The following is a 23,909-nucleotide window of genomic DNA, read 5'->3' on the forward strand; positions in this document are numbered from 1 at the left end:
CGGAATGTTGTGCATTCACTCTAATTTTCAAAAGTAATCACAACAAGATTATTTATGATTAAATGTGACGCGGCACGCAAATAATTCCACATGGATAGAGTGGGATTCATGCAACGAAACAATTACTCATTTAAATTCATTTAGTTAAATGAATTACACATTCCGTTAAATCTTTCCACACTCAAAATCCACAACAACTCACCTGGCAAAAAGTCAAAAAATGGTCATTGCCTTCCTGAAAAAATAGTGTCAGGATTAATCAAAACAAATCACATATTGATTAAAACTGAACATCATGAAGGTAAATGGCGATGAGTAAAGTGAAAAGTATCACCCGTGAATCCTGGATCCTGAGCACTTTCCCGGAGTGGGGTAGCTGGCTGAATGAAGAAATTGAACAAGAGCAGGTAGCTCCTGGTACATTCGCGATGTGGTGGCTCGGTTGTACTGGGATCTGGCTGAAATCGGAAGGTGGCACCAACGTTTGCGTTGATTTCTGGTGCGGTACTGGCAAACAAAGTCACGGTAACCCGCTGATGAAACAGGGTCACCAGATGCAGCGCATGGCTGGCGTGAAAAAACTGCAGCCAAACCTGCGTACTACCCCGTTTGTTCTTGATCCGTTTGCGATTCGCCAGATCGACGCGGTACTGGCAACTCACGATCACAACGATCATATCGACGTCAACGTCGCTGCTGCCGTGATGCAGAACTGTGCTGATGACGTACCGTTTATCGGACCGAAAACCTGCGTGGATTTATGGATTGGCTGGGGAGTACCAAAAGAGCGCTGCATCGTGGTCAAACCAGGCGATGTGGTAAAAGTGAAAGACATTGAAATTCATGCCCTTGACGCGTTCGACCGTACTGCACTGATCACCCTACCAGCGGATCAAAAAGCGGCTGGCGTGCTGCCAGACGGCATGGACGATCGCGCAGTAAACTATCTGTTCAAAACACCGGGCGGTTCCCTGTATCACAGCGGCGATTCCCACTACTCTAACTACTATGCAAAACATGGCAACGAGCATCAGATCGACGTGGCGTTAGGATCGTACGGTGAGAACCCACGCGGTATTACCGACAAAATGACCAGCGCCGATATGCTGCGTATGGGCGAAGCGTTGAATGCGAAAGTAGTTATCCCGTTCCACCATGATATCTGGTCAAACTTCCAGGCCGATCCGCAGGAAATCCGCGTACTGTGGGAGATGAAAAAAGATCGTCTGAAGTATGGCTTTAAGCCGTTTATCTGGCAGGTCGGTGGCAAGTTTACCTGGCCGTTGGATAAAGATAACTTCGAGTATCACTATCCGCGTGGTTTTGACGATTGCTTCACTATTGAACCGGATCTGCCGTTCAAATCGTTCCTGTAATCTGTCGTTGATACCGGGTAGCGTGGATCTGTTCGCGCTATCCGGCGTAGTATTTCCTGGCTATTTCAAATATCATCTAAAAAAATCAAATTTTATCGGAATAGCTCATGACTGAAGCACAAAGACATCAAATCCTCCTGGAAATGCTCGCACAATTGGGCTTTGTGACCGTGGAGAAAGTCGTTGAGCGTCTGGGAATTTCGCCTGCCACTGCGCGACGCGATATCAATAAACTCGACGAAAGCGGCAAACTGAAAAAAGTGCGCAATGGCGCCGAAGCGATTACCCAGCAGCGCCCGCGATGGACGCCGATGAATCTGCATCAGGCGCAGAATCACGATGAAAAAGTACGTATCGCTAAAGCGGCCTCGCAGTTGGTCAACCCGGGCGAAAGCGTGGTCATCAACTGCGGCTCTACCGCGTTTCTGCTCGGCCGGGAAATGTGTGGCAAACCGGTGCAAATCATCACTAATTATCTCCCGCTGGCAAACTATCTGATCGATCAGGAACATGACAGCGTGATCATCATGGGCGGGCAGTACAACAAAAGTCAGTCCATCACCTTAAGCCCACAGGGCAGCGAAAACAGTCTCTATGCCGGGCACTGGATGTTTACCAGCGGCAAAGGGCTGACCGCAGAAGGGTTATATAAAACCGATATGCTGACGGCGATGGCAGAGCAGAAGATGCTGAGCGTGGTAGGGAAACTGGTAGTGCTGGTCGATAGCAGTAAGATTGGTGAACGCGCGGGGATGCTCTTTAGCCGCGCCGATCAAATCGATATGCTGATCACCGGCAAAAATGCTAACCCAGAGATCCTGCAACAGCTGGAAGCGCAAGGGGTCAGCATTCTGCGTGTTTAAAGATGCTGGTGGAAAAATGTCACCGCAGCATCTAACGCCTCGGGTGTAATACGGTGGCGCACGCCTGGCTGCCATGAACAGGTTAACTGTTTATCTCGTCCCGTATCTCTTAATGCCTGCTGCAAACGTAGTGATTCCTCGGCAGGCACAACATCATCGTCAAGGCCATGCCACAACAGCAGTGGCCTACTTCCCAGTTCGTCCAGGTGGTTTGTCGCTTCCCACTCTGCCAGTGGAGCAATAATGTTATCAAATTCGTTTTGCTGTGCTGGCGTTTCAGGCTTCAACGGTGGAAACAGTGAACGGGCAAGCGATGTGAAATAGCCAGACCCCATCATGCTGGCGGTACATTTCACCGTGGGGTGGCGAGCAGTAATCCCCAGCGCGGTCATTGCGCCCATCGACGCGCCACCAACCGCCAGGCGTTCATCACGCAGCCAGTTTTCTTCGGCTATTGCCGCACGTAAAGTAGTGAATTCCTGCATACTTTGTAGCAAGATTTGCCAGAATTGATTTAAACGCCTCGCTGCGTCGCCACTAAAACGGCTACCGTGATTGGGCGCATCCGGCATGATCACCCGGAAACCAGCCTGCGCCAGCGCGACGGCAAAATAGCTATAAACCAGGCTGGATGAAGTAAATCCGTGATAAAAAATCACACACGGTAATGGGGTTTCTTTTTGCCCTATGGGATAAGCGTGAAGAACGGGAATATCAGCCAGCACGCGTGATTCTAATTCAATCATCTTTTTCTCCTTTGAGTTTGGTATGACATGAAGAAATCCTTAGCACAAGTTTCTGCTGACCGTATTAGTTCATAATGTTGAGATGTGGATTACGCTTTCACAACGTTTTCATTCGAAAATCGCGTACCAGGTAACAATTCGGGAACATTCCCCTCAAGTTAAATAAATAAGGCACTACACTATGGTTAGCAGGAAACGTAATAGCGTTATTTATCGGTTTGCCAGTTTATTATTGGTGTTGATGCTAAGCGCCTGTAGCGCACTGCAAGGTATGCCACAGCCAGCACCGCCAGTAACGGACCATCCGCAAGAGATTCGCCGTGACCAGACACAAGGGTTACAGCGAATAGGTAGCGTAAGCACGATGGTACGGGGCTCTCCGGATGACGCATTAGCAGAAATCAGAGCGAAAGCTGTCGCTGCAAAAGCTGATTATTACGTTGTCGTAATGGTGGATGAAACCATCGTGACAGGACAGTGGTATTCACAAGCCATTTTGTACCGTAAATAAATCAGACAACTTACATAGCCAGCTTTACATTGCTTTGCGTCCCTATGCGTTTACCTGTGCACAATAAATTACCGGCTGGAAGCTCGGGCGTTTATTACCGCGATGGAATGCCCTGCCACATGTGGGGAAACGAAAAATGGAGCTGACGATGAAACAATTACTTGCCTCACCCTCGCTGCAATTAGTGACTTGCCCTGCGAGCGCCACGGCACAGTCTGCAGAATTCGCCAGTGCTGACTGCGTGACGGGCCTGAATGAAATAGGTCAGATCTCGGTTAGCAATATTTCAGGGGATCCGCAGGACGTGGAACGTATCGTGGCGTTAAAGGCCGATGAACAAGGGGCATCATGGTATCGCATTATTACCATGTATGAAGACCAGCAGCCCGATAACTGGCGTGTACAGGCGATACTGTATGCGTGAGTGTCATCTACAGCAAATGAACAATGCCGGATGCGGCGCGAGCGCCTTGTCCGGCCTACAATTTTCACATATTTCATTTAGTTAATCGAAACCAGCGTCGCATCCGTCGTATACGCTTACAAACACACTCCCCCCGTCGCCCGCAGCAATAAATCATTCTGGATCTGCTCTGACAACCGCACGCCACCGCGCGTATTTAACATCACCTGACACCACGCCTGCGCCATTGGCGGAGAAGCATATTTCAACATTTGCGCGCCGCAGCCCAGCAAAAATAATTGATGTGTTATCTCCCGTCCCAATTCCTCAGCCGGTTTGCGCAGTTGCTGCTGTAAACGACGAACCGCGCGATCAAAATAACGATCTTGCCCTTTCACTTCCATAAACGCTTCCGACAGCAAGTCGTATACGCCCGCTTGCTTATTAAGAACGCGCAGCACATCGAGGCACATAATATTGCCAGAGCCTTCCCAGATGCTGTTTACCGGCATCTCCCGGTAAAGCCGCGGCAGCTCGCTCTCCTCGCAATAACCAATGCCGCCCAGTACCTCCATCGCTTCAGCCACAAACGGAATGCCACGTTTGCAGATCACAAATTTCGCCGCAGGCGTAAATAAGCGCGCCCATAGGGCTTCTTTAGCATCGGCACGTCGATCCCAGGCCCGCGCCAGACGAAACAACAATGCTGTTTGCCCTTCAAGCTGAAGCGCCATGCGACTTAAGACATGGCGCATCAGAGGCTGTTCTATTAACGGATTACCAAATACATGGCGCTGATGTGCGTGATAAATCGCCAGCGAGAACGCACGGCGCATCATGGCGTGGCTGCCCAGTGCACAATCAAAACGCGTTATCCCGCCCATTTTCAGGATCAGGCGAATCCCTTCCCCTTCCTGACCCAACAACCAGCCAATGGCATCCTGAAACTCCACTTCGCAACTGGCATTGGAACGATTACCCAACTTATCTTTCAGACGCTCCAGCCGAATCGTGTTGCGTTGCCCGTCAGGCAAAAAGCGCGGCACAAAAAAGCAGGACAGACCGCCCGCGGTCTGTGCCAGCACCAGATGCGCGTCGCTTTGTGGCACCGAGAAAAACCATTTATGCCCCACCAGCCGATAAGACCCATCGTCCAGACGCTCTGCGCGGGTGGTGTTGCTCATCACATCGGAACCGCCCTGCTTTTCCGTCATTCCCATGCCAATCAACAAACCGCGTTTTTGCCCGCCAGGCAATAAGTGGGAATCGTAGCGATCGCTCAGCAGCGGCGTGGTCCAGTCCTGAAACGGCGCGGGTAGCATCTGTAACAGCAATGGCGTGGCGGCAAAGGTCATCGTTATCGGACATAACGACCCGGCCTCAACCTGCGCGTGCAACATAAAACGCGCCGCCCGCGCCACAAATGCGCCAGAACGAGCATCTTCTTCCCAGGCCAGGTTGTGTACCCGATTGGTACATAACGCCTGCATCAGCAGGTGCCATGCGGGATGGAAACGGACATCGTCCAGACGTCGCCCCTGGGCATCGTAGCGCAACAGTTCAGGTGGGTTTACATTCGCCAGCCGCCCCAGTTCAAGGGATTCTGCCGTTCCGAGTTGCTGACCAATACTGGCGAGAAAATCGCTATCCCAGCCAGCGCCTTCGCGCGTTACCGCTTCGCAGAGCGCGCCATCAGACAGGTATAAATTGCTGTTATTTAAGGGTATAGGTTGATTAAAAACAGTGTGAGTTTGCCAGTGCACGGTGTCTCCCTCCATCAATGGCAGTCACCATTAGTATGGTCACTGCCACGGATTCCTGACAGAAAGAGATTGCTAAAACATTCTTAACCCGCAATGTAGTGCGGAACAAAACGCGAAGTATCTTTAGTGATCAGCGTGTTATCTTCGCGGATACCCATACCGCACGCTTCATCATCGACAATCCAGCTACCAATCAGCGTGTAACTATCGCCAAATCGCGGTAGCGGTTGAAACGCCTGATAGATCATCGGTTCATCGGCGTAATCACCATCAGCGTGGTCAACGACGTTATTCTGGCCGTCGAAAATGGTGACGTTACCGCCCTCGCGTGAGTAGATCGGTTTACGCACATAGCTTTCGCCAGCGGCGATCTGCGGTTTTTCGCCCTCAAACCAGGACGCCAGAAGATTAGGATGACCAGGAAAGAAGCGCCAAAGCAGCGGCATTAGCCCTTTGTTACTCAAGATACTTTTCCATAACGGCTCCACCCACTGCTCACGACGCTTGCGCAGCAGCGGACCGTTATCGTCACGCATCATCCACTCCAGCGGATACAGCTTAAATGCACGCTGGACGACATTATCATCAAGATCGGTCAGTACACCGCCGACGCCCAAACCGAGATCTTCAATGTAGATAAACCGCGACTCCTGTCCTGCCTGCTGAGCGCAGTCCTGCAAGTACAGCACGGTACTCCTGTCTTCGTCGGTGTCCTGACAGCAGCAAAAATAAAATGGCTCCCGGCTATAAAGCTCGCTAAAGCGTGAAATCAGGCGCTCCTGAATGGCATTGTACTGATCGGCATCGCGCGGAATAACGCCGCTGCGCCGAGCATCTTCCAGCCACAACCACTGGAAATAAGCCGACTCGTACAATGAAGTTGGCGTATCGGCGTTGTACTCCAGCAACTTAACCGGCGCATTACCACACCAGGCAAAATCCATACGGCCATACAGCGAAGGATCGCGTGCGCGCCAGCTTTCGGCGATCACATCCCAGTACAACGGCGGGATCGCCAGTTGCGTCAGGATCTCTTCATCTTTAACCGCACGATCCACCACCTCCAGGCACATCTGATGCAGTTCCGCAGTCGGTTTTTCGATCTGCTCTTCAATCTGGCGCAGAGTAAAGCGGTAAGCCCGACTCTCATCCCAATAGATTTCATTGTCGATGATATGAAAGTCAAATCCGTTATCGGCGGCAATCCGGTCCAGATCCCGCCGCACAGGAACATTGTGTCTCAGCATGATTAGCCTCCCCAATGCCCGCGGGCGCTGGACGAGCGACCATAGCCGCCGCGAGAAACGGTAGACGCTTTTTTGGTGGTAAAGCCGCCCGTGGAGTAAGACTCTTTTTTGCCAGAACCGGAGCGCCAGGAGTAATCACCGGAAGTGTTGCGCCAGACGGGACGGGAAGCAAATGAGGATCCGCCGCTGTTATAAACAAACGGCTCATCGCGATCTTTACGAATAACCCGGCTTAACAAAAATCCAGAAATGACCGGGATCCAACTCTGTTCAACATTGTCGTAATAGCAATTTTCATACTTAAAATGGCAATTTTGCTGAGTCATATTCTTCGGAACATCGGCATAAAATGCCGCTTTGGCGTTATTCCAGCCACGCGCGCAAATGTCTGCATTATTACCGTCATCAATACAATCCTGCACTGTCGCGTAAAACGTTCCGTCGCCGTCGTTATCGACATCGCTACTTTCACTCCATCCTTTGACTATTAAAAAAGCGGCGCCGCCCATTAACACCAACGTTAAGTATTTTTGTGCGTAGCGATTGCGGCGTGGCTCAAAAGGATTATTCGGTCTACCAATGCGACTGATCGCTCCGTGACCAATTTTACTGTTATTTCTTGATTTGCGTTTTCTGGCCATGATCGTCCATTACCATGTCATACAAGCTGCGTTAAAAATACCGCCAGCCAGCGCGGCGGTTCCCATAAACATTCCTGCGGCGGTATTGTTATTAATAATTTTTTCGCTTAATGCGGGCATATAAAGTCTGACACCAGCAAAAACGAGTAACTGAATCACCAGTGCAATCCCGCCCCAGGCGAAATAATCCGGAATGCTCACCGCATTGATTGCCGCACTGGATAACGGGATCACGTAACCCAACAATGTACCGCTGAACGCCAGTGACGCCGCGGTATTATTGTTTTTGATTAACTGCCATTCGTTGTGTGGTGTAATTTTAGAATAGATAAAAAGAAAAATAATTACCATCGCCACGCCAATAAAAAAATAGGCGCTAAAAGCAAGAAGTGAATCCAGTATATGCATCGTAAACGTCCCTGTAATTAACCAATAATATGAAGTGATGTCAGCGGGATATCGACGCCCAGCGCGCGCGAAAATAACCACTCCGGCTCGCCGAGATCGTTAAAAGATTCCTCACCATTTAACAGCAAATATTCGTAAGTATCTTCGGTCACTTGCCGTTGGTAGCCCATGGTAAAATTATGGACCTCCCATTTGGCATGGTTTTGATTTTCTACTTTTTCCAGCATGTAGACGGGTTCGATATTTCCCGGTTCTTCGCTGTTAAAAAATCGCTGCCAGCGTTTTTCCTGCCAGTTTAAGGTCATTGCCCCCATCGCTTTGGCGTTGATCGCCTCGCGCCAGTGACTCTCTTTACTGATACCGTAGCTCTCTTCATAGACAAAGAGCTTGATATCATCAATGTCATCAATATCTTCGCCGCCGGTGGTATTGATTTGCAGAAATTCATCGCCCGAAGTGTAGTAGCGGAAAATCTGGCTACCGCCGCCCAGATCGATGTGGCTGACAGCTGCTACCGTGTATTCTTCACCCGGCAGCGCAATCAGCAATTCATCTTCCAGCAAACGAAACGCTAACGAGTCGAGCGTAAAGCCACTATTGAGATGAAGTCCCAGCGGACCGCGAACGATAACAGGCTTATCATCCTGACCAAACAGGCGCTGGAAAAAACCAGACATATTTTATCCTTAAATTAGCAGCCAGCCCTTTAGTGAGGCTGGCAAAAAATTACTCACCCTGTTGGCGTTGCAGCCTTGCCAGCACATCCTGGGCATTGCTTTTGTTAACACCACCAATCCCCACTTCCGCCAGTTTTTCGTCGAGATCGCGACCGTCTGCCACTTTTTCCAGCTGCGCGGCGGCATCCAGCCGGGCCTGGCGCTCAGCCTGACGCGTTTGCAGGCGTTTTAATGACTCTGCAGCTGTCGAAACGCTGGAAGAGGCACCAACAGTCGAGGTCGTTACGGCCTGCTGCGCACGCTGCATGGCTTCAGTAGCTTTAACGACTTCCATTTGTTGCTCAAACTGGGAAATACGCTGTGCCGTTGCCGTAACGGCTTTTTCCACACCATCGCGGGAGACTTCCAGATTCGACAACACCTGTTCTTCAGCGGTAATAAGATTCTCAAGGCGCGCAATTTCTTCGGCGACTTCGTTAATTAACGATGGGTTAACGTTCTTGCTTAATGCTTCCAGCGCACGGGCTTCCAGACTGGTTTTACGCTCGCGTAAATCTTTCAGCTTATCGTTACTTAATTTCACCCGCGCCAGCAGATCGACGCGAGATTTTCCGGCTTTATCCAGTTCAGCTTTGGCGTCCCGAATATGTTGTTCCAGCATGCGCACGCCCTGGGTTTCTTCAATGGATTCTTCCGCCTGGGAGATAAACGATTTCCCCAGCGTAAATAAACTTTTTAAAATTCCCATAAATACCCGTCCTTGTAATTAGTGTGAATATTCTTCTGTAATTTCAGCCAGATCCAATGCATTATCTACCAGCGAGGTTATTTCAAGCAGGATATCTTCAAGAGAAGATTTAAGCGATAATGCCCCGAAAACAATGTAATACTCTTCCTGTTGCACGCTGGAGATCCCCACCGATGACAGCGGCATAATTTTCTGATTTCTTAAAAGGAATGTATTAAATTCATTTGGATTATTGATATAGCTTACCGGACAAATAAATGTTTCGATAATCATCTGGCGAGAAGTAAAAAGAACATTGATTTGCAAATCGCCGTAATCATTCATTTTAATAATTAATGCATTTTCACTATTTGTTACATCAATATTTTGTTTAGGTACAGCTTGTAACGCTGTCGCCAGCGCCAACGGATTCCATGTCATATATTATTCCATATATATTAAATTTAATTATTAATAAGGTGAATATTTATAGAGCGTAATTATCTTACCAGCTATAGATAAAAAAAAACCATCCAAATCTGGATGGTTTTTCTTAAATCAGAGGGATTAGCTGCGCTGGCGAACCGCTTCAAATAAGCAAATTCCGGTCGCAACCGAAACGTTCAGCGAAGAAACACTTCCTGCCATTGGGATGCTGATCAACTCATCGCAATGTTCACGGGTCAGACGACGCATACCTTCACCTTCCGCGCCCATCACCAGCGCCAGTCGTCCGGTCATTTTGCTCTGATAGAGCGTATGATCCGCCTCGCCTGCCGTACCGACGATCCAGATGTTCTCTTCCTGCAACATACGCATGGTGCGCGCAAGGTTAGTCACCCGAATCAGCGGAACGCTTTCTGCCGCGCCGCAGGCTACTTTTTTCGCCGTGGCGTTGAGCTGTGCGGAGCGATCTTTCGGCACAATCACCGCATGAACGCCAGCGGCGTCCGCGCTACGCAGGCACGCGCCGAGGTTGTGCGGATCGGTTACACCGTCGAGGATCAGCAGAAACGGTTGATCGAGCGAAGCGATCAGATCCGGCAGATCGTTTTCCTGATACTGCCGTCCTGGTTTCACACGGGCGATAATGCCCTGATGCACGGCACCGTCGCTTTTCTCATCGAGATATTGGCGGTTTGCCAACTGGATAACCACGCCCTGGGATTCAAGGGCGTGAATCAGCGGTAACAGACGTTTATCTTCACGGCCTTTTAAAATAAAGACTTCCTGAAAACGTTCAGGGGCGCGCTCCAGCAGGGCCTGCACTGCGTGGATGCCGTAAATCATTTCGCTCATTAATGTACTCGTTGTTTACGTTTTGCCTGATGCACTACGTTTATCAGGCCTACATGGTCCCTGCAATATATTGAATTTGCGTGATTATGTAGGCCGGATAAGGCGTTCACACCGCATCCGGCATGAACAAAGCGCATTTTGTCAGCAATCTAACCCTCTTCTGTTTGAAGAGGGTAATGATCACTCTGCCACTTTTTTCTTCGCCGCACGCTTCGCTTTGGTCGCTGCGGCTATTTTCTGCGTTTTAGCCGATGGCTTTTTCGCTTTTCTCGCGTCTTTCTTCGCCGCTTTCGGCTTCGGTTTTTTCTCGCCACGGAAGGCACTGTCTGGCTCAAAGTTTACCTTTTTACCGACCTGACGACGCTTGCCGCCTTTTTTGCCTGCATCGCCTTTTTTCGCTTTCTCGCGCGCCGTTTTACCGACGTTGCGCGGTGCGCGTTCGCTGGAGATCAGGCTAAAGTCGATTTTGCGCTCGTCCATATTAACCGCTTCGACGCGAACTTCCACGCGATCGCCCAGGCGATAAGTCTGGCCGCTGGATTCGCCCATCAGGCGTTGCCCTACCTGGTCAAAGCGATAGTAGTCATTGTCCAGCGAAGAGACGTGGACCAGACCATCAATGAACAGGTCGTCGAGACGAACAAAGAAGCCAAAACCAGTGACGCTGGCAATAACGCCTTTAAAGACGTTGCCCACCTGGTCGAGCATGAAGTCACACTTCAGCCAGTCAGCCACATCGCGCGTTGCTTCGTCGGCACGACGTTCCGCCATGGAACAGTGCTGACCCAGTTGCAACATCTCTTCCATCGAATAATGGTAGCCGCCGGTTTCAGTGGTGTTGCCCTGATGCCCCTGCTCTTTCGCCAGCAGATACTTAATGGCGCGGTGCAGCGTCAGGTCAGGATAACGACGAATCGGCGAAGTAAAGTGCGCATAGGACTGCAATGCCAGACCGAAGTGACCACGGTTTTCCGGATCGTAAATCGCCTGTTTCATCGAGCGCAGCAGCATGGTTTGCAGCATTTCTGCATCAGGACGATCGGCAACCGACTCCAGCAGCTCCGCGTAGTCACGCGGTTCCGGCTTGTTGCCGCCCGGCAGTTCCAGCCCCAGCTCCGCCAGCACTGAACGGAAAGAGGTAATAGCCTCGGTGCTCGGCTTGTCGTGAATACGGAACAGTGCCGGTTCTTTGGCTTTCTCAACGAAACGCGCCGCCGAGATATTCGCCAGAATCATACACTCTTCAATTAACTTGTGTGCGTCGTTACGCTGGGTCTGTTCGATACGCTCAATACGGCGTTCAGCGTTGAAAATAAACTTCGCTTCTTCGCTCTCAAACGAGATCCCACCGCGTTCTTCACGGGCTTTATCCAGCACTTTATAGAGGTTATGCAACTCTTCGAGATGCTTAACCAGCGGGGCGTACTGCTCGCGCAGATCCTGATCGCCCTGCAGAATATGCCAGACTTTGGTGTAGGTCAGACGCGCGTGAGAGCTCATCACCGCTTCATAGAATTTGTAGCCAGTCAGGCGGCCTTTCGACGAAATTGTCATCTCGCACACCATACACAGGCGGTCTACCTGCGGGTTGAGCGAGCACAGGCCGTTAGAGAGCACTTCCGGCAGCATAGGGATAACCTGCGAAGGGAAATACACCGACGTACCACGGTTACGCGCTTCGCTGTCCAGCGGTGTTGGCGGACGCACATAGTAGCTGACGTCGGCAATCGCGACCCATAAACGCCAACCGCCGCCGCGTTTTTTCTCGCAGTAAACTGCATCGTCAAAGTCACGGGCGTCTTCGCCATCAATGGTGACCAGCGGTAAATCGCGCAGATCGACACGACCTGCTTTTGCTTCTTCCGGCACTTCTTCTTTCAGCCCGGCAACCTGTTGCTCAACAGCCTGCGGCCAGATGTACGGAATTTCATGGGTACGCAGAGCGATATCAACCGCCATGCCGGTGCCCATATTGTCGCCCAGCACTTCGACGATTTTACCCACCGCTTTGGTACGGCGAGTCGGGCGTTGGGTCAGTTCAACAACCACCACAAAGCCCATCCGCGCGCCCATGATCTGATCGGGCGGGATTAAAATATCGAAGCTCAGACGGCTGTCGTCAGGAACCACAAAGCCGACGCCCGCTTCGGTAAAGTAGCGACCAACAATCTGGCTGGTTTTTGGCACCAGTACGCGAACAATACGCGCTTCACGACGACCTTTACGGTCAGCGCCCAGCGGCTGCGCCAGCACCTGATCGCCATGAATGCAGGTTTTCATCTGCTCGCTAGAGAGATACAAATCATCTTTACGTCCTTCAACCCGCAGAAAGCCGTAGCCATCACGGTGGCCAATAACGGTACCTTTCACCAGGTCGAGGCGTTCCGGCAGCGCATAGCACTGACGGCGAGTGAAGACCAGTTGACCATCGCGCTCCATCGCGCGCAGGCGGCGACGCAGGCCTTCAAGCTGCTCTTCGCCTTCAATGTGCAGTTCTACCGCCAGCTCATCACGGCTGGCCGGTTTTTCACGTTTGGTTAAATGTTCGAGGATAAATTCCCGACTAGGGATGGGATTCGCGTATTTTTCAGCTTCGCGTTCCTGGAAAGGATCTTGTGACATCTCGGTTCCTCCGTTGTCATCTCTGATGAAGATTTTCGTCACTCCACCAGCAATAATTTATAAAGCGGTTGATTCTCTTCAACCAAATCGGCAAGCGTGTAGTTATCCAGTTCCGTAAGAAAACTTTGCACGGCCTTAGAAAGTGCCTGTTTCAACCGACAGGCAGGTGTAATGTGGCAAAACTCACTACTGCAATTCACCAGCGATAAAGGTTCCAGCTCGCGCACCACATCACCAATACGTATCGCACTCGCCGGTTTACCCAGGCGAATGCCGCCATTTTTTCCACGAACAGCAGTCACGTAGCCGGCACGACTAAGTTGATTGATTATTTTGACCATATGATTACGGGAGACGCCGTAGACGTCAGTCACTTCAGAAATACTGGTCATCCGCCCTTCTGGCAATGATGCCATGTAGATCAGCGCACGTAATCCGTAATCAGTGAAACTCGTTAACTGCACATCAACCTCAAAAAAGGGAAATCGGGAAAAAATACATTTATATTGATGATAAACCAGCCACAAGCTGTGTCGCTAATTTATTTCAGTTTGGGGAAGGAAAAAAGCGAGGATTTAACACTGTGTCGGATAGCGTAATGGCTTACCCGACACAGCAATGTATCACACTGTTAGCCCAGCAGGCAAAATATCTGCCGGGCGTCCCAGAATTACGCGTCGAACGGGTCGCGCAGAATCATGGTTTCAGTACGATCCGGGCCGGTAGAGATGATATCTATCGGTACGCCGGTCAGCTCTTCAATGCGCTTGATGTAGTTCAGCGCCGCCTGCGGCAGGCCGCTACGATCTTTCACGCCGAAGGTGGATTCAGACCAGCCTGGCATGGTTTCGTAAATCGGCTCAACACCTTTCCAGTCGTCAGCTGCCAGCGGAGTGGTAGTCACTTCGCGACCATCCGGCATACGGTAAGCCACGCAGAGTTTCACCTCTTTCAGGCCATCCAGAACGTCCAGTTTGGTCAGGCAGAAGCCAGACAGAGAGTTCAGTTGCACCGCACGACGAACGGCAACGGTATCCAGCCAGCCGGTACGACGACGACGACCTGTAGTTGCGCCGAATTCGTTACCCTGCTTGCAGAGGAACTCGCCAGTTTCATCAAACAGTTCGGTCGGGAACGGACCTGCACCTACACGAGTGGAGTAAGCTTTGAGGATACCCAGAACGTAATCAACATAACGCGGGCCCAGGCCGGAACCGGTCGCCACGCCACCAGCAGTGGTGTTGGAAGAAGTTACGTACGGATAAGTACCGTGGTCGATATCCAGCAGCGTACCCTGCGCACCTTCGAACATGACGAAATCGCCACGCTGACGCGCCTGGTCGAGCAGGTCAGAAACGTCAACCACCATAGAAGTCAGGATGTCGGCAACTGCCATCGTATCATCCAGAACCTTCTGGTAATCAACCGCTTCAGCTTTGTAGTAGTTAACCAACTGGAAGTTGTGATATTCCATCACTTCTTTCAGTTTTTCAGCGAAGGTTTCTTTGTCGAAAAGGTCGCCAACACGCAGACCACGACGAGCCACTTTATCTTCATAAGCAGGCCCGATACCACGACCGGTGGTGCCGATCGCTTTCGCGCCACGTGCTTTCTCACGCGCGTTATCCAGCGCAACGTGATAATCAAGGATCAGCGGACATGCTTCAGACAGCAGTAGACGCTCACGAACGGGGATGCCACGGTCTTCCAGTTCTTTCATCTCTTTCATCAGCGCGGCCGGAGACAGCACAACACCGTTACCGATGATGCTGGTTACATTCTCGCGGAGAATACCTGATGGAATAAGATGGAGAACGGTTTTTTCACCGTTGATTACGAGAGTATGGCCTGCGTTGTGACCGCCCTGGTAGCGTACAACATATTTAGCCCGTTCAGTCAGAAGATCGACGATCTTACCTTTACCTTCGTCACCCCATTGGGTGCCCAGTACGACGACGTTGTTACCCATTTTTCAAAATCACCGTTTGCTTAAAAATGGATTCTACCATCGCTTTTTCAGAGTTACAGCACTTTTTGCATCCAAAAATGACCTTAGTCAGCCTATTTTTTGCTCAGCCAATCGTTTTCCTCAACATGTAGTAGACCACAACGCCCGCAACCACAAGTCCACCGCCAAAACGACGTAAAATATTATCGGGTAAATTAGTCATTGCGGAGATCATCTTCTTCCATGCCTTCGGGTAAAGCATCGGCCCTAAACCTTCCAAGACTAAAACCAGGGCAAGCGCCAGCCAGATTGTCGAATTCATTCATTATCCTTATAGAAAAAGAAAACCACCGACATCCCTGAGGATGCGGTGGCTTTATTGACCTGTACCGCGGTCGTTATCTTAACGCGTCGCGGAACTCGGCGTCTTCATGTAGCGGAAGAAATCGCTGTCCGGGCTCATGACCATCACGTCCTGATTGCCAGAGAAGCTGTTCTCATAAGCACGCAGGCTACGGATGAATGCGTAGAAGTCCGGATCCTTGCTGAATGCGTCTGCAAACAGCTTGGCAGCTTCGGCATCACCTTCACCGCGCATGATACGGCCCTGACGCTCAGCTTCTGCCAGCGTTCTGGTCACTTCATAGTCGGCAGTCGCACGCAGTTTTTCTGCTTCTTCCTGACCTTGTGAACGATGACGACGCGCTACCGCTTCACGCTCGGCGCGCATACGGTTGTAGATCGCTTCAGACACTTCGGTCGGCAGGTTGATCTGCTTGATACGCACATCGACAACTTCAATACCCAGCGCCGCCATACTGTTCGGGTTGATGACCGGAACTTTGCCCTTCGTCTCAGCCGTTACGCGCTCTGCCGCTTCGGCAATGGCGTTATCTGCTGCCGGGGTAGTAACTTCATCTTCTGTACCCGCAGAACCAGAGTTCAGCGCGTCACGCACTTCCAGGGTTAGACGACCACGGGAATCGGTGACGATGTCTTTCACGTCCAGGCGACCAATTTCAGAACGCAGACGGTCCGAGAACTTACGTTTCAACAGCACTTCCGCTTGCGAAATGTCGCCACCGCCCGTTGCCAGGTAGTAACGGCTGAAATCGCTGATGCGCCATTTGATGTAAGAGTCGACGATCAGGTCTTTCTTCTCTTTGGTCACAAAGCGGTCTGCCTGGTTGTCCATGGTCTGAATACGCGCGTCGAGCATTTTCACCGTTTCAATGAACGGTATCTTGAAATGCAGACCCGGCTCATAAACCAGAGGTTTGTTGTCATCGTCACGCAGTACCTTACCAAAACGCAGCGTAATACCGCGCTCACCTTCTTTGACGACAAAGACAGACATGTAAAGCACTACCAGCACGATGATGATAATCGCGATAACTGACTTACGCATCGTTATTCCCCCTGACGCTGGTAGTCGTTACGCTGCGCGTTGGCGCGGCGTTGGTCCATAATATCGCCCTGACTGGTGGACGACGTGTTGCTTACTCCACTGGTTGTGGAGGAAGAGGCTGGCGGCAGACGCAGCAGATTGCTGGCACCGTTATCGCTCTTCGCCGCAGGCGCGTTACCACCTTTCAGCATCTGGTCTAACGGCAGAACCATCAGGTTGCCACCTTTATCGTTAACCAGCACTTTGCGGGTGTTGCCCAACACTTTTTCCATCGTCTCGATATACAGACGCTCGCGAGTAATTTCCGGCGCAGCTTTATATTCCGGCAGAAGTTTAGCAAAGCGCGCCACTTCACCCTGAGCTTCCAGGATGGTCTGGGCCTTGTACGCACGCGCCTCTTCGAGGATACGTTGCGCCTGACCGTTCGCACGCGGCTGAACTTCGTTGGTATACGCTTCTGCTTCACGAATGTATTGCTGTTCGTTTTCACGCGCGGCAATCGCATCGTCAAACGCCGCTTTTACTTCTTCCGGCGGACGAGCTGCCTGGAAGTTGACGTCCAGCAGAGTGATACCCATGTCATACGGACGAATCGTCTCTTCCAGTTCGCGCTGAGTATCGCTACGAATCACGGTACGACCTTCCGTCAGAATGCGGTCCATGGTGTATTTACCGATAACCCCACGCAGGGCGCTGTCGGTAGCCTGACGCAGGCTGTCATCCGGGCTGGTCACGCTATACAGATATTTTTCCGGATTGGTAACGCGGTACTGCACGTTCATCTCAACGCGCACTACGTTTTCATCGGACGTCAGCATCACACCGGAAGCGGCCAATTCACGCACGGCTTCCACGTTCACCGGTTTGACTTCGTCGATAAACGTCGGTTTCCAGTTCAGACCCGGCTCAACCAGATGGCTGAATTTGCCAAAGCGTGTTACCACGCCGCGTTCGGCTTCTTTAATGGTGTAGAAACCACTGGCCGCCCAGATAATGACAATCGCTGCCGCTGCGATGGTAACGACACGACCGCCAAGCTGCGGGCGCGGGCCTTGCGATGAACTGCCACCGCCAGAACCAGTGCCTTTACCGCCGCCCAGACCACCGAGCTTTTTGCTCAGTTTGCGGAAGATATCATCTAAATCAGGTGGCCCTTGATCGCGACCGCCTTTGTTTCCATTTCCCTCAGAGTTGCCGCCAGGTTTGCTGCTTCCCCACGGGTCGCGGTCTTGTCCGTTATTACCGGGCTGATTCCACGCCATGTTTGTGCTCCATATTTGTTATGCGGTGATCCCTGTTGTCTTTCGACGCCAGAGGATATGACTCCACGCTTCAGACGCTACGCCGTTAGATCAGGTAATCGATCAACGCCGGTTCTTGTTTACAGAGGCGACGCCAGTCAACGATCGGCATACGAACTTGCAGACTTACGCTGCCGTCCTCCTCCATCCACTCTTTTTCTATTGCCTGAAGCTGATAAAAACGACTTCTCAGACGCCCTTCCTGCGGCGGCAAACGCAATGTATGCTGCGCCACCTCGCCGGAAAGCCGCTCCGTCAAAGCCTGAAAAAGCTGTGGTATCCCCGCTCCGGTCTGTGCGGAAAGCCAGACACGGATCGGTTTGTTCTCTTCGTCCCGATCAATACGCGGTTCGAAATCTTCCAGCATATCGATCTTGTTCATCACCAGCAGAGTTGGGATCTCGTGAGCATCGATCTCTTCAAGAACCGTATTCACCGCTTCGATGTTTTCTTGTACACGCACATCTGCCGCATCAATGACGTGCAGCAGCAATGTGGCTTGCCGCGTCTCTTGTAACGTGGCTTTAAATGCCGCCACCAGATCGTGCGGCAGGTGGCGAATAAACCCTACGGTATCTGCCAGCACGGTTTCACCGACATCTGCGACGTCAATACGCCGCAACGTCGGGTCGAGGGTGGCAAACAACTGGTCTGCCGCGTAGACCCGCGCTTCGGTGATGCGATTGAAAAGGGTAGATTTACCGGCGTTGGTATATCCCACCAGCGAAACAGTAGGGACGTCGGCTTTGATACGTGATTGCCGCCCCTGCTCACGCTGCTTTTCAACTCTTTCCAGGCGCGACTGTATCTGTACGATGCGATTACGCAACAAACGACGGTCGGTTTCGAGCTGGGTTTCACCCGGCCCCCGCAAACCGATCCCGCCTTTCTGTCTTTCAAGGTGGGTCCAGCCACGCACCAGGCGCGTAGCCAGATGGCGCAGCTGCGCCAGCTCAACCTGCAACTTACCCTCATGGGTACGCGCACGTTGGGCGAAAATATCTAAAATAAGGCCGGTGCGGTCGATAACACGACACTCGCACAAACGCTCCAGGTTACGCTCCTGCGCCGGGCTCAGGGCATGGTCAAAAAGAACGACCGAAGCTCCCGTCGCTTTTACGGCTTCCGCAATTTCAACTGCTTTACCTTCACCTACAAAATACTTTGGGTGCGGCGCTTTACGGCTACCGGTAATCACCTGCAATGCTTCGACACCGGCGGAAGAAACCAGAGATTCAAACTCCTGGAGGTCTTCCATATCTTTGTCTTGCGTAAAATAGATGTGTACCAGTACCGCCTGCTCACCAGCATCATAACGGTCAAACAAGCGTATAACCCTCTAAATAGATCAGCGGGGAACGCAGGATCGCTGGCTCCCCGTGTAAAAAAAACAGCCCGAAACCTTATTCGGTTTCTTCGCTGTCCTGTTGCGCGGAAGTATTCTGCGCGCTGCTACCATGATGGTAGTTACTGCTGGTACCGCCACCGGCGTTGTTACTGTGATGAGAAACCGGGCGAGACGGGACAACAGTAGAAATCGCGTGCTTATAAACCATCTGGCTGACCGTGTTTTTCAACAGGATCACGAACTGATCAAAAGACTCGATTTGTCCTTGCAGCTTAATACCATTCACCAAATAAATAGAAACTGGAACACGTTCCCGACGCAGTGCGTTCAGGAACGGATCTTGTAAAGATTGCCCCTTAGCCATTCTCTCTTTTCCTTATATGCTTATTTGTACTTTGAACCTTTCGATTCTGAAAAAATTGCGCACGATACGTCTCAATTGTACACATTCAGCCTGCGATAGCACCAACAACCTGTAATACTTCGTCACGCGCCTGTTCTGGTTTTTCACTGTCAAGCCAGTGAACTCCTTCCCAACCACGCAGCCAGGTTATCTGCCGCTTCGCCAACTGTCTCGTGGCGCAAACACCTCGATAAACCATTTCATCGTATGAGATTTCGCCTTCAAGGTAAGACCACATCTGGCGATAACCCACGCAACGAATGGAAGGCAAATCCGTATGCAAATCTCCTCGGGCAAAAAGCGCCCGGACTTCTGCTTCAAAACCTGAAGCCAACATCTGATGAAAACGCTGCTCAATTCGTTGATGGAGCAGTTCACGGCTCGCCGGGGCGATGGCGAACTGATGCACCTGATACGGTAGAGCGTCTCCTGACGTTTGCGTCAGTTCCGTTAAAGTTTTACCCGAAATGAAAAAAACTTCCAGTGCTCGGGAAAGCCTTTGTGGATCATTTGGATGAATCCTTGCTGCCGCAACCGGATCGATCTCCTGAAGTTGACGATGCAATGACTCCCAACCTTGCTCTGCCGCCTGTTGCTCAATTCTGGCCCGTACTTCCGGGTCCGCCGACGGTAGTGGCGACAACCCTTCCAGCAACGCCTTGAAATACAACATCGTACCGCCCACTAACAGTGGGATCCGCCCCGCCGCCGTGATATCGGCCATTTCCGCCAGCGCATCGCGGCGAAAATCAGCGGCCGAGTAAGCCTGCGACGGATCGCGAATATCCAGCAATCGGTGCGGCGCGGCGAGTAATTCTTCAGCGTTCGGCTTCGCCGTCCCGATATCCATCCCTTTGTAAATAAGGGCAGAATCAACGCTTATCAACTCTACTGGTAAAATTTTACGCAGCTCAATAGCTAACGCCGTTTTACCGGAGGCCGTCGGCCCCATCAAAAAAATCGCCTTAGGCAGGCTCGCCTTACTGATATCACTCATCTTTCAGGGCTTTTATCGCCGGATGTAAATCAACAGATTGTAACAGACCACCCGGCGGCGTTTTCACAAGCTGCGGACATAACCGTTCTACGTCCGTCAGCAGGGTAATGGCCTGTGCCATTGACCACTGCGCATGTTCGCTCATCAGATTTCGTGCAATCCACTGTGCAATATTGCCAGGTTCGAATACGGACTGCTTCGCCAGGTAGCCTATCAGTTCAGGAATCAAGATTTGTAAATTTTGTTGGCGTAAGGGTAAAGGCACGGCCCTGATGGTCACATGCTGCGCATCGGACTGAAATTCAATACCCAATTCCGCCAGTGCAGACTGCGCTTTTTCTAAGGCCGCTCTTTCTTCACCAGAGACTTTTAGCCGCAGCGGAATAAGCAGCGGCTGAGCGCAGACCGGCGCATCTCCCGGCGTTAACTGCGCCTGACGTAACCAGCGCTCCGCCACCGGCAGGGCTAAAAGTGAAATATTGCCGTCACGTTCTAGTAGCGCACAGTCCGAATGGACGATAGTCAACACCCGACCAAAGCTTTGACCATTCGCAGCCAGCGTAAGTTCCTGCGATTCTTGCACTTTTGGTTTGTGCATCGCTGCAGGCGTTTGCAAAAGCTGGCGATACACATCGCCTTGCTGTTTCTGGTAGCCCGGTTGCGCGTTCGGCCACGGGGCGGCCTGACGGCTACCGCTACTTGCAGCAGGCGCAGGAGATGAAGACGGAGAGTAACGCGGAGCCACTGGCTCACGAACTGCCGGTTCAGCAAAGTGATTACGCCCTGCTGCCACGCGGTTTTCGGGTATATGGCGCGGTGCTGACTGGGCGTTATCTTCCAACGGCAAAGGCGTTTCCAGCTGCTGTTGCAGCACGCTCAGCACGCCCTGATAGATAAAGTCATGCACCAGACGCGACTGATGGAAACGCACTTCGTGTTTGGCGGGGTGCACGTTGACGTCCACCTGATGCGGGTCGATCTCCAGATATAGCACAAATGCCGGTTGCTGATCGGCCCCCAGTTTGTCTTCGCAGGCCTGGCGGATCGCGTGATTAATCAGGCGATCGCGCATCATGCGCCCATTTACGTAGCAATACTGAATTTCTGCCAGTGCGGGCGTGATGTGATTCGGATCAGCCACCCAGCCACGCAGCGTGAGATCGCCGTGTTGCCATTCGATCGCCAGCGCATGTTCGAGAAAAGCGGTGCCGCAAATCGCGCCTAAGCGCCGCTCTTTTTGCCCGCCTTCCGGCACTGCGCGGTACTGACGTACGATTTTTCCGTTATGCGACAGGTTGATAGTGACGTCGAAACGCGCCAGCGCAATGCGGCGGATGATTTCATCGATATGGTTAAATTCGGTTTTCTCGGTGCGCAAGAATTTGCGCCGCGCCGGGGTGTTGTAGAACAGATCCAGCACCTCCAGCGTCGTTCCCACCGGATGCGCCGCCGGTTTAACCGTCACGTCCATATCGCGCCCTTCGGCATAGGCCTGCCAGGCTTCCTGCTGTTCTGCGGTGCGTGAAGTGAGCGTCAGGCGGGAAACCGAACTGATACTCGCCAGCGCCTCACCGCGAAAGCCCAGGCTGATAATGGCTTCGAGATCGTCAAGAGAGGAAATTTTACTGGTGGCATGACGAGCCAGCGCCAGCGCCAGCTCATCTTTTTTGATACCGCAGCCGTTATCACGAATGCGGATAAGTTTCGCCCCACCGCGTTCGATATCAATATCGATACGCGTCGCACCTGCATCGAGGCTGTTTTCCACCAGTTCTTTGACTACCGACGCAGGTCGCTCGACCACCTCACCTGCGGCAATCTGGTTCGCCAGTTGTGGCGGTAAGACCTGAATTGGCATCAATCGTCCTTAGTTTGGCAGCGTACGATCTGGCGTCGTCACCGTACTGGCAGTTTGTGCCGTTGCCCCCTGCGGCGCAGATTGCATCGGATGCGCAAGGAAATAATTGCGCAGGCCGTTGTAAATGGCTTCTGCCAGTTGTTGTTGGTAATCGTCGCTCGCCAGCAAACGTTCTTCGCTGTTATTGCTGATAAAACCAGTTTCGACCAGTACTGACGGGATATCCGGCGAACGCAGAACGCCGAGACTGGCGTGTTCTGGTCGGCGTTTATGAATTTCGCCAATGCGTTGCAACTGACTGATCATATTGGTCGCCACATCATACCCTACCCGCTGGGAATGACCGAATTGTAAATCCAGCACCGCCTGGCTTAGGTACGGGTCGGCCTGACTGTTCGCCAGCACATCGCCCGCCCCGCCCAGCAGCTCCGACTGCTTCTCATGCTGTTCCAGCCAGCTTGCCATTTCGCTGTTGGCGCGACGGTTAGAGAGCACCCATACGGAGGCTCCGGTGGCACTACGGTTTGGTGCGGCATCGGCATGAATCGACACAAGGAAATTGGCGTTTTGCTTACGTGCCACATCACTGCGCCCCATCACCGAGATAAAGTAATCCCCGTCACGGGTTAAAACGCCCTTAAACATCGGATCGTTATTGAGCAAGGTACGTAATTTACGCGCAATGGCGATGGTGACATTTTTCTCCCGCGTACCACCAGGGCCGATAGCGCCAGGGTCCTGACCGCCGTGTCCAGCATCAATAGCGATGACAATTTTATCGCCAGTGTTAGCCGTCGCGCGCGCTGCCGGACGCGTTACCGTATTGCTGCTGATAACACCCGTGGTACGGTTGCTTTCTGTTTTAAACGGATTGCGCGCCGGTTCGCTGACACGCGGGACAACTACTGGCGGAGCCTCAACGCGTTTAGCAACCACAGGCGTTGGAGGGGGCGGTGGCGGCGCATCGGCATTAATCGTAAAGACAACGGTGTAATTGCTGCCATTCTGCCGCTTCACCGCTTCGGTTTTACCGTTTTCGGTAAGATCGACCACCAGCCGCAACGTTTGTGCATCTTTAGGCGTTCCAGAGCGAATCGCCTTCACCAGATTATTACCGCTGAACAACAACGGCAGCCCCTGAATCACGCCCGTTTGTTTGATATCGAGCGCCACGGTGCGTTTGCTTTGATGGCTAAACGCATAATCAGGATCGCCATTAAAACTTAACGTTATCCGCGCCTGTTGATTACCGTTAGAAACCTGAATATCAGAGAGCGTCGCGGCGCCAGCCTGCGCGCACAGCAGCACCAACGCCGCCACCAACCAATTTCTGATGCGATACATCATCCCGCCACCTTTTAAA

Annotated in this window: 24 protein-coding genes; 4 read left to right on the forward strand and 20 right to left on the reverse strand. The window is 51.9% G+C overall.

The window, feature by feature from the left end; translation table 11 throughout:
• Nucleotides 1-311: 311 nt before the first annotated feature.
• Nucleotides 312-1,376, forward strand: a complete 1,065-nt coding sequence (gene ulaG, locus AACS80_RS04485) for an L-ascorbate 6-phosphate lactonase (RefSeq protein WP_001295191.1) — start codon at nt 312-314, stop codon at nt 1,374-1,376.
• A 107-nt stretch (nt 1,377-1,483) separates the two neighbouring features.
• Nucleotides 1,484-2,239 (forward strand): HTH-type transcriptional regulator UlaR, encoded by a 756-nt coding sequence (gene ulaR, locus AACS80_RS04490; protein WP_000133631.1) that lies wholly within the window; start codon nt 1,484-1,486, stop codon nt 2,237-2,239.
• On the opposite strand, the gene yjfP is transcribed toward ulaR, so the two are convergent.
• Nucleotides 2,236-2,985, reverse strand: coding sequence for an esterase (yjfP, locus tag AACS80_RS04495; RefSeq protein ID WP_138183678.1), 750 nt, complete (start codon nt 2,983-2,985; stop codon nt 2,236-2,238). The two genes, ulaR and yjfP, sit on opposite strands and share 4 nt — an antisense overlap.
• Before the next feature lie 181 nt (nt 2,986-3,166).
• Here yjfP and bsmA point away from each other — a divergent pair, with 181 nt between their 5' ends.
• Nucleotides 3,167-3,496, forward strand: coding sequence for a biofilm peroxide resistance protein BsmA (bsmA, locus tag AACS80_RS04500; RefSeq protein WP_032185753.1), 330 nt, complete (start codon nt 3,167-3,169; stop codon nt 3,494-3,496).
• A 148-nt stretch (nt 3,497-3,644) separates the two neighbouring features.
• On the forward strand, nt 3,645-3,920 hold the full coding sequence (yjfN, locus tag AACS80_RS04505; RefSeq protein WP_001517630.1) for a DUF1471 family protease activator YjfN: 276 nt from the start codon (nt 3,645-3,647) through the stop codon (nt 3,918-3,920).
• 116 nt (nt 3,921-4,036) lie between these two features.
• Here yjfN and AACS80_RS04510 read toward each other — a convergent pair whose 3' ends face one another.
• The 19 genes from AACS80_RS04510 to amiB all read right to left on the reverse strand — a co-directional run bounded on the left by AACS80_RS04510 (nt 4,037) and on the right by amiB (nt 23,893).
• Nucleotides 4,037-5,662, reverse strand: coding sequence for an isovaleryl-CoA dehydrogenase (locus tag AACS80_RS04510; RefSeq protein WP_135410867.1), 1,626 nt, complete (start codon nt 5,660-5,662; stop codon nt 4,037-4,039).
• Between the two features lie 83 nt (nt 5,663-5,745).
• Entirely contained in the window at nt 5,746-6,909 is a 1,164-nt protein-coding gene (locus AACS80_RS04515) for a glutathionylspermidine synthase family protein (RefSeq protein ID WP_130206001.1), read from the reverse strand.
• Nucleotides 6,910-6,911: 2 nt separating this feature from the next.
• Nucleotides 6,912-7,550, reverse strand: coding sequence for a DUF1190 domain-containing protein (locus AACS80_RS04520; protein ID WP_135410866.1), 639 nt, complete (start codon nt 7,548-7,550; stop codon nt 6,912-6,914).
• 9 nt (nt 7,551-7,559) lie between these two features.
• Nucleotides 7,560-7,958 (reverse strand): DUF350 domain-containing protein, encoded by a 399-nt coding sequence (locus AACS80_RS04525; RefSeq protein ID WP_138183679.1) that lies wholly within the window; start codon nt 7,956-7,958, stop codon nt 7,560-7,562.
• A 17-nt stretch (nt 7,959-7,975) separates the two neighbouring features.
• A complete protein-coding gene (locus AACS80_RS04530; RefSeq protein ID WP_135408730.1) occupies nt 7,976-8,635 on the reverse strand; it encodes a YjfK family protein in 660 nt (219 codons plus the stop codon).
• A gap of 49 nt (nt 8,636-8,684) precedes the next feature.
• Nucleotides 8,685-9,383, reverse strand: a complete 699-nt coding sequence (locus tag AACS80_RS04535; protein WP_130259517.1) for a PspA/IM30 family protein — start codon at nt 9,381-9,383, stop codon at nt 8,685-8,687.
• An 18-nt stretch (nt 9,384-9,401) separates the two neighbouring features.
• Nucleotides 9,402-9,803, reverse strand: a complete 402-nt coding sequence (locus AACS80_RS04540) for a YjfI family protein (RefSeq protein ID WP_135410865.1) — start codon at nt 9,801-9,803, stop codon at nt 9,402-9,404.
• A 126-nt stretch (nt 9,804-9,929) separates the two neighbouring features.
• Nucleotides 9,930-10,661 (reverse strand): 23S rRNA (guanosine(2251)-2'-O)-methyltransferase RlmB, encoded by a 732-nt coding sequence (gene rlmB, locus AACS80_RS04545; RefSeq protein ID WP_001293282.1) that lies wholly within the window; start codon nt 10,659-10,661, stop codon nt 9,930-9,932.
• 180 nt (nt 10,662-10,841) lie between these two features.
• Nucleotides 10,842-13,283: a ribonuclease R gene (gene rnr / locus AACS80_RS04550; protein WP_130216725.1), complete on the reverse strand. Its 2,442-nt coding sequence runs from the start codon at nt 13,281-13,283 to the stop codon at nt 10,842-10,844.
• Nucleotides 13,284-13,321: 38 nt separating this feature from the next.
• Entirely contained in the window at nt 13,322-13,747 is a 426-nt protein-coding gene (gene nsrR, locus AACS80_RS04555; protein ID WP_001177639.1) for a nitric oxide-sensing transcriptional repressor NsrR, read from the reverse strand.
• A 206-nt stretch (nt 13,748-13,953) separates the two neighbouring features.
• The gene (gene purA, locus AACS80_RS04560; protein ID WP_000527955.1) at nt 13,954-15,252 is read right to left on the reverse strand and encodes an adenylosuccinate synthase; all 1,299 of its coding nucleotides are present in this window, start codon (nt 15,250-15,252) and stop codon (nt 13,954-13,956) included.
• Nucleotides 15,253-15,355: 103 nt separating this feature from the next.
• Complete coding sequence (locus AACS80_RS04565; protein WP_001089295.1) at nt 15,356-15,553, reverse strand: DUF2065 domain-containing protein; 198 nt, start codon at nt 15,551-15,553, stop codon at nt 15,356-15,358.
• Between the two features lie 81 nt (nt 15,554-15,634).
• Nucleotides 15,635-16,639, reverse strand: coding sequence for a protease modulator HflC (gene hflC, locus AACS80_RS04570; protein ID WP_001232411.1), 1,005 nt, complete (start codon nt 16,637-16,639; stop codon nt 15,635-15,637).
• 2 nt (nt 16,640-16,641) lie between these two features.
• The gene (hflK, locus tag AACS80_RS04575) at nt 16,642-17,901 is read right to left on the reverse strand and encodes an FtsH protease activity modulator HflK (RefSeq protein ID WP_130205989.1); all 1,260 of its coding nucleotides are present in this window, start codon (nt 17,899-17,901) and stop codon (nt 16,642-16,644) included.
• A gap of 85 nt (nt 17,902-17,986) precedes the next feature.
• A complete protein-coding gene (hflX, locus tag AACS80_RS04580) occupies nt 17,987-19,267 on the reverse strand; it encodes a ribosome rescue GTPase HflX (RefSeq protein WP_000460360.1) in 1,281 nt (426 codons plus the stop codon).
• A 76-nt stretch (nt 19,268-19,343) separates the two neighbouring features.
• Nucleotides 19,344-19,652 (reverse strand): RNA chaperone Hfq, encoded by a 309-nt coding sequence (gene hfq, locus AACS80_RS04585; protein ID WP_001051883.1) that lies wholly within the window; start codon nt 19,650-19,652, stop codon nt 19,344-19,346.
• Between the two features lie 85 nt (nt 19,653-19,737).
• Nucleotides 19,738-20,688 carry a tRNA (adenosine(37)-N6)-dimethylallyltransferase MiaA gene (gene miaA, locus AACS80_RS04590; protein ID WP_001280339.1) on the reverse strand — a complete coding sequence of 317 codons (951 nt, stop codon included), beginning with the start codon at nt 20,686-20,688 and terminating at the stop codon, nt 19,738-19,740.
• Nucleotides 20,681-22,546: a DNA mismatch repair endonuclease MutL gene (mutL, locus tag AACS80_RS04595; protein ID WP_138183680.1), complete on the reverse strand. Its 1,866-nt coding sequence runs from the start codon at nt 22,544-22,546 to the stop codon at nt 20,681-20,683. Before mutL ends, miaA begins: the two co-directional genes overlap by 8 nt.
• A gap of 9 nt (nt 22,547-22,555) precedes the next feature.
• Nucleotides 22,556-23,893, reverse strand: coding sequence for an N-acetylmuramoyl-L-alanine amidase AmiB (amiB, locus tag AACS80_RS04600; RefSeq protein WP_138183681.1), 1,338 nt, complete (start codon nt 23,891-23,893; stop codon nt 22,556-22,558).
• Nucleotides 23,894-23,909: the final 16 nt, after the last annotated feature.

It is taken from the genome of Escherichia sp. E4385 (assembly GCF_963883145.1).
In the GTDB taxonomy this organism is placed as follows: domain Bacteria; phylum Pseudomonadota; class Gammaproteobacteria; order Enterobacterales; family Enterobacteriaceae; genus Escherichia.